2 protein-coding genes and 1 pseudogene are annotated in these 1,473 nt (G+C 63.1%); 2 read left to right on the top strand and 1 reads right to left on the bottom strand.

Features of this window, described 5'->3' with window-relative positions; all coding sequences use genetic code 11:
• The coding region (locus tag MOV74_RS37995; RefSeq protein ID WP_246932624.1) for an enoyl-CoA hydratase/isomerase family protein at positions 1-310 on the bottom strand (310 nt) is incomplete at its 3' end.
• Positions 311-441: 131 nt separating this feature from the next.
• Between MOV74_RS37995 and MOV74_RS37990 the strand changes: the two genes are divergently transcribed.
• Both MOV74_RS37990 and livG read left to right on the top strand, forming a co-directional pair.
• On the top strand, positions 442-1,308 hold the full coding sequence (locus tag MOV74_RS37990) for an IclR family transcriptional regulator (RefSeq protein ID WP_246932622.1): 867 nt from the start codon (positions 442-444) through the stop codon (positions 1,306-1,308).
• Positions 1,309-1,374: 66 nt separating this feature from the next.
• Positions 1,375-1,473 (top strand): annotated as a pseudogene (gene livG / locus MOV74_RS37985) (high-affinity branched-chain amino acid ABC transporter ATP-binding protein LivG); the annotation flags it as partial.

The following is a 1,473-nucleotide window of genomic DNA, read 5'->3' as shown; positions in this document are numbered from 1 at the left end:
GGCCGCCGCCGAGCGCCGTGCCGTGGATCGCAGCGACCACCGGCTTCGGCGAGTTCTCGATCTCGGACAGCACGTCGTTGAGGGCCGGCGGCTTCGGCGGCTTGCCGAATTCGGTGATGTCGGCCCCCGCGATGAAGGTGCGGCCGGCACAGGTCAGCACGATGCCCTTGATGGCGGGATCGGCGATTGCGGCCTTGATGCATTCCAGGATGCCCCCGCGGACTGCGGCACTCAGCGCATTGACCGGAGGGCTATTGACCGTGACGATCCCGACTTCGTCATGACGCTCAAGCTTGACCACTTCGCTCACGGTGTCCCTCCTTGGTGGGGCTATATACTTTTGTCGATTTCGCGGTGCGGAATTTAATTCCGCATCTTGACGGCAGGGTTATTTTGAAGCACGGACGTTGTCAACGACTCCGCGCAAGAAGCAGATCAGGGATGAAGCGTACAGGAAAGAAGACCGCGACCGATCGGAACTTCGTCGTCGCGCTTTCCCGCGGACTGGACGTATTGCGCGCATTCCAACCCAATGACGGTCTTCTCGGCAATCAGGAAATCGCGGCGCGGACCAACCTGCCGAAGCCGACCGTGTCGCGGCTGACCTATACGCTGACCAAGCTCGGCTATCTGACGCCGGTTCCCCGCTTCGAGAAGTACCAGCTCACCCCCGCCGCAATGTCGCTCGGCTACGCAGCGCTCGCCAATCTCGGTGTTCGGCATTTGTCCGAGCCGTTTCGCGAGGACCTGATGCGCGCGACCGGCGGCGCCGTCGCCGTCGGCGGCCGCGACCGTCACAGCATGATCTATTTCGGACAGAGCCGCGGCAGCGAGACGGTCGGTGTTCAACTTGACGTCGGCGCCCGCGTGCCGATTGCAACCAGTGCGATGGGTCGCGCCTATTTCTGGGCGCTCGACCCCGACGATCGCGCAGAGCTCTCGCGCCTGCTGCGGGAGCATTACGGCAGCCGCTGGCCGAAGATGCGCGAAGGGCTGGAACGTTCCGGCGAGACCGTCGCGAAGTACGGCTTTGCGATCTCCGTCGGAGACTGGCACGACGATATCGGCGCCGCGGGCGTCGCGCTTAGGCTCAACGACGGAACCGGTCCCTACGCGTTCAATTGCGGCGCGCCCGCATTCCGCTTCACGGAAGAGCATTTGATCAACGACATTGGACCGCGTCTCTTAGCGATGGTAAGGAACATCGAAGCGGCGCTCGGGGGTCTGATGCCGCATTCCAAAAAAGACATCAGCAAAAAGCTGAAATCAGGAGGAAAAGTTGCGCGTGTGGCCGAGGGGATCAGATAGCCTTTGTCATCACCGGGAGCGGTTCGCATCGCCCCGTCGCCCACTGCACAGTGTGGGCGAGACGAGATGACGCAGGCACAGCTCGCGCAGGGGACATCGCCCCTGCTCGCGGTTCGCGACGTCAGCGTCGTGTTCGGCGGCATCATCGCGCTCAACGGCGTGTCC

It is taken from the genome of Bradyrhizobium sp. SHOUNA76 (assembly GCF_023006445.1).
In the GTDB taxonomy this organism is placed as follows: domain Bacteria; phylum Pseudomonadota; class Alphaproteobacteria; order Rhizobiales; family Xanthobacteraceae; genus Bradyrhizobium.
This window is presented reverse-complemented; position numbering and strand designations above follow the sequence as displayed.

What these genes read in the sequence shown, in the direction of transcription:
- MOV74_RS37990 (WP_246932622.1), top strand. Translation starts at nt 442, where the DNA reads ATGAAGCGTACAGGAAAGAAGACCGCGACCGATCGGAACTTCGTCGTC.